The sequence below is a fragment of the Phaeovulum sp. genome, assembly GCF_041596715.1.
Classification (GTDB): domain Bacteria; phylum Pseudomonadota; class Alphaproteobacteria; order Rhodobacterales; family Rhodobacteraceae; genus UBA6213.
Genome location: NZ_JBFHIA010000277.1, coordinates 1 through 3,574, shown reverse-complemented (window position 1 = coordinate 3,574; position 3,574 = coordinate 1). Strand labels below are relative to the sequence as shown.

General features: G+C 63.2%; 6 protein-coding genes. 2 read left to right on the top strand and 4 right to left on the bottom strand.

The features are described from left to right. Positions 1-96: hypothetical protein (locus tag ABY403_RS14535; RefSeq protein ID WP_372841539.1), on the top strand; the 96-nt coding region annotated here is incomplete at its 5' end. Between the two features lie 287 nt (positions 97-383). Here the strand turns inward: ABY403_RS14535 and ABY403_RS14530 are convergent. From ABY403_RS14530 to ABY403_RS14515, 4 genes are read right to left on the bottom strand one after another with little or no spacing between them, the layout of a single operon-like run. Next, a complete protein-coding gene (locus ABY403_RS14530) occupies positions 384-1,223 on the bottom strand; it encodes an ATP-binding protein (protein WP_372841538.1) in 840 nt (279 codons plus the stop codon). Further along, positions 1,220-2,119 (bottom strand): twin-arginine translocase subunit TatC, encoded by a 900-nt coding sequence (gene tatC / locus ABY403_RS14525; RefSeq protein WP_372841537.1) that lies wholly within the window; start codon positions 2,117-2,119, stop codon positions 1,220-1,222. The genes ABY403_RS14530 and tatC overlap by 4 nt, the downstream gene beginning before the upstream one ends. Beyond that, positions 2,116-2,691, bottom strand: a complete 576-nt coding sequence (gene tatB, locus ABY403_RS14520) for a Sec-independent protein translocase protein TatB (RefSeq protein ID WP_372841536.1) — start codon at positions 2,689-2,691, stop codon at positions 2,116-2,118. The genes tatC and tatB overlap by 4 nt, the downstream gene beginning before the upstream one ends. A gap of 41 nt (positions 2,692-2,732) precedes the next feature. After that, a complete protein-coding gene (locus tag ABY403_RS14515; protein ID WP_372841535.1) occupies positions 2,733-2,954 on the bottom strand; it encodes a twin-arginine translocase TatA/TatE family subunit in 222 nt (73 codons plus the stop codon). Between the two features lie 164 nt (positions 2,955-3,118). Between ABY403_RS14515 and ABY403_RS14510 the strand changes: the two genes are divergently transcribed. Next, the coding region (locus tag ABY403_RS14510; RefSeq protein WP_372841534.1) for a MarC family protein at positions 3,119-3,574 on the top strand (456 nt) is incomplete at its 3' end.

Sequence of the window (3,574 nt, the reverse complement as noted above, 5' to 3'; positions counted from 1 at the left end):
GACGATGAACTGGTCGAAGTCACGCCCAAGGCGATCCGCATGCGCAAGCGCTTTCTCGACCCGCACGAACGCAAGCGCGCCGCCAAGGCTAGCTGATAGCCCTGCATGTGGCGGCCCTTTGCATGGGGCCGCCATGGGCGCAGAAATGCGCGCGAGAGACGCGGTTCCCGGCATGACTGTTTGGCCCAACGCTTAGCGGGTGCTTTTCCAGATAGTTTTGGCGGCCAAAGCGCCCATGTAATACCGCCGGTTCGCACGCCCTGATAGCGCGCGGGCACTGACTCGAACTGTGCCCCCAGCGCGTATGGCACCGGCTTTCCGACGCCGAAGAAACCGTGGGCTATGCCGCGCCGGGTAAACCCGGCAAAGCGCGGTGCGGCAACTCAAAGCGCCAGCCCGCGCCGCCCCGCCAGATCGGTGAAATACTGCCACGCAACGCGGCCCGAGCGCGCACCGCGCGTGGCCTGCCATTCAATCGCCTCGGCACGCAGCGTGTCCGGGTCGATCTGAACGCCCCACGCGGCGCAATAACCTGCAATCATGGCCAAATATTCATCCTGACCACAGGGATGAAAACCGAGCCAAAGCCCGAAACGGTCTGAAAGCGAAACCTTTTCCTCGACCGCCTCGGATGGGTTTATCGCGGTGGAGCGTTCGTTTTCGATCATGTCGCGCGGCATCAGGTGGCGGCGGTTCGATGTGGCGTAAAGCAACACATTGGCCGGACGCCCCTCGATACCACCGTCCAGCACGGCCTTGAGCGACTTGTAGTGCTGATCGTCAGCCGAAAACGACAGATCGTCGCAAAACAGCACGAAGCGGCGCGGAGCAGCAGCGCGCAACAGCGCCAGAAGCCGCGGCACCGAGGCAAGATCGTCGCGCGCCAGTTCAACCAGCGTTAGCGCGTGCCCACGCGCCAGCACCGCCGCATGCACCGCCTTGACCAGCGACGATTTGCCCATGCCGCGCGCGCCCCAAAGAAGCGCATTGTTGGCCGCGTGGCCCGCCGCAAATTGCTCGGTATTGGCCAAAAGCGTATCGCGCGCGCGGTCAATGCCCACCAAAAGCCGCAGATCGACCTGCGCCACCACTGCAATCGGTTCCAGCCGGTCAGGACCGGTGTGCCAGACAAAGGCCGAAGCGGCCGTGAAATCGGGTGCTGCCACAGGCGGAGGTGCAAGACGCTCTAGCGCCGCGGCAATACGCTCAAGCGGCTCGGTCATTTTTTCGCCCCGTCGGGCGTCGCCTCTTCGGGCTCGTCAGGCTCGTCTTCCACCCAAAGCCCCTCGGCACGCAGTTGCGCCTCGCGCTTTTTCTCGATCCGCGCGACGAGGAAGATCGAAACTTCGTAAAGCCCGTAGATCACCGTGAAAAGCACGATCTGCGAGATCACGTCAGGCGGCGTGGCGAGCGCGGCCAAAAGCAGGATGCTGACAATTGCGTAACGACGGATTCGCCGCAGCGATTCTGCCGAAACCAGCCCCGCCTTGCCCATCAACGTCAACAGAACCGGTAGCTGGAAACAAAGGCCGAAGGCGAGAATGAACTTGATGGTCAGGCCAAGATACTCCTGCACCGAACCTTGGAACAAAATCCCCGCCTCGGCCAAAGGCACAGAATCGGCTGCAACACCATCGGGCGTTGTGGCCAGAAGCGGCCCTTGCTGGAAGCCGAGAAAGAAGCTGAAGGCCATCGGCAGGATCGCATAATAGGCAAATGCCGCGCCCAGCAAGAACATCGCGGGCGATGCCACAAGAAATGGCAGCAGCGCGTTCTTTTCTTTGCGGTAAAGCCCCGGGGCTACAAACCGCCAAAGTTGATAGCCGATGATCGGAAAGGCCAGCGCAAACCCGCCGAGAAACGAGATCGAGACGGCAACGAAGAAGCCTTCCTGCAATTTGATCAACACCAGACCGCAGTCTTGGCCGCGGTCAAACAGCGCCGCGCAGATCGGGCGGGTCAGAAAGTTGAAGATCGGGTTCCAAACGGTAAAGCACAGCAGCATCGCCACGGTAAAGGCGGCAACCGACCAGATCAGACGTTTGCGCAGCTCGGCCAGATGTTCGATCAGGGGCGCGGCAGAGGCATCGACTTCTTCTTGCGCGGCGGCCTCGCTCATGCCTTGTCCCCTTGGTTACCTTTGGCGGCGGCTTTGCGCGGTGCCCGTGGGCGCGGCGCTGCGGCAGGCGCGGCCTTGGCGTTGTCGCTTGCGGGCTTGCGTGCACCGCCGCTGGCAGGCTTTGCCGCCTTTGGTGCGGCGGCAGCGGGTTTGGCCGCCGTAGCCGCGCTTGATGTGGCATTGGGTGCCCCGGCGCTGGCAGGCGCTGGCGCGGCCACTGCGGCAGGTGTGGCCGCCGCTGGCGCTGCGATCTTGGGCTCTGGCAACGGGCCGGGCTGGTAGCCCCCCTTCAGCTTCGGGTCCCATTTCTCGAACGCCTTGGCCGCATCTTCCAGCGCGTCAAGCCCAAGCGCCTTCTTCGAGGTCAAGCCCTTCAGGTCGTCGCTGGTTTCTTTCAGACCCGTGGTCTTTGCCGCATCTTCCATCGCCCGCGAAAACTCGCGCGCCATGCTGCGTGCCTTGGCAGTAAAACGGCCGAGTGTATGGAACATGCCGGGCAAGTCCTTGGGGCCGACCACGATCAACGCCACAACGCCAATCACCAGCAATTCGCTGCCGCCGATGTCAAACATCCTGCCCCAACCCCCGCGCCGCTACGCCGACTTGCCTGCGATCAGACCTTGTCTTTCGACTTTCCGGCCTCGGGAGTCACGTCGAGCGCATCTTCCGATGCCGCTTTCTCGATCTCTTCGCTGCCTTCCTTGATACCACGCTTGAACGAGGTAATGCCCTTGCCGACCTCGCCCATCAGCGAAGAGATCTTGCCGCGCCCGAACAGCACCAGCACGACCACCGCAATAAGCAAAAGCCCCAAGGGGCCGATATTGTTGAACATGCGTTCATCCTCCATGCCGCCGCGACCGCGAGGCGCGGCATATGCCTCCATGTATGGCCTTGTGCGCGCCAATCAAAGCCCCTTTGGGGGCGCGACGTAGTTTTTTTCTGCGCCGCGCTTGCGCAAGTGGCCGCGCTGCGCCAGCTATGGCAAGAAGGAGCCCGATGGATACTGTATTTGCCCTGACTGCCTTTGTCACCCTGTTCGTGGTCGTAGACCCGATCGGGCTTGCCCCCGTGTTCGTGGCGCTGACCGGCGGCATGGAGGCGCGCGCGCGCCGACACATAGCATTGCGTGCCGTGTCGATTGCGGCGGTCTTGCTGACGCTCTTCGGGCTATTGGGCGACCGGCTTCTGGGCGGCATCGGCATCACCCTGCCCGCGTTTCGCATCGCAGGTGGCGTGCTCCTCTTTCTCACCGCACTCGACATGCTGTTCGAGCGGCGCACACAGCGGCGCGAGGGCCAGCACCCCGCACACGCCGACGACCCATCGGTATTTCCGCTCGCCACGCCGCTGATCGCAGGCCCTGGGGCACTGGCCACGATGATTCTGCTGACCGGGCAGGCAGGTGGTTGGGGCGGCGTTCTGCTGGTCCATCTGGTCATGGCGGCGGTGCTT

Coding starts and splice junctions, on each gene's coding strand:
- ABY403_RS14530 (WP_372841538.1), bottom strand. CDS start 1,223: ATGACCGAGCCGCTTGAGCGTATTGCCGCGGCGCTAGAGCGTCTTGCA.
- tatC (WP_372841537.1), bottom strand. CDS start 2,119: ATGAGCGAGGCCGCCGCGCAAGAAGAAGTCGATGCCTCTGCCGCGCCC.
- tatB (WP_372841536.1), bottom strand. CDS start 2,691: ATGTTTGACATCGGCGGCAGCGAATTGCTGGTGATTGGCGTTGTGGCG.
- ABY403_RS14515 (WP_372841535.1), bottom strand. CDS start 2,954: ATGTTCAACAATATCGGCCCCTTGGGGCTTTTGCTTATTGCGGTGGTC.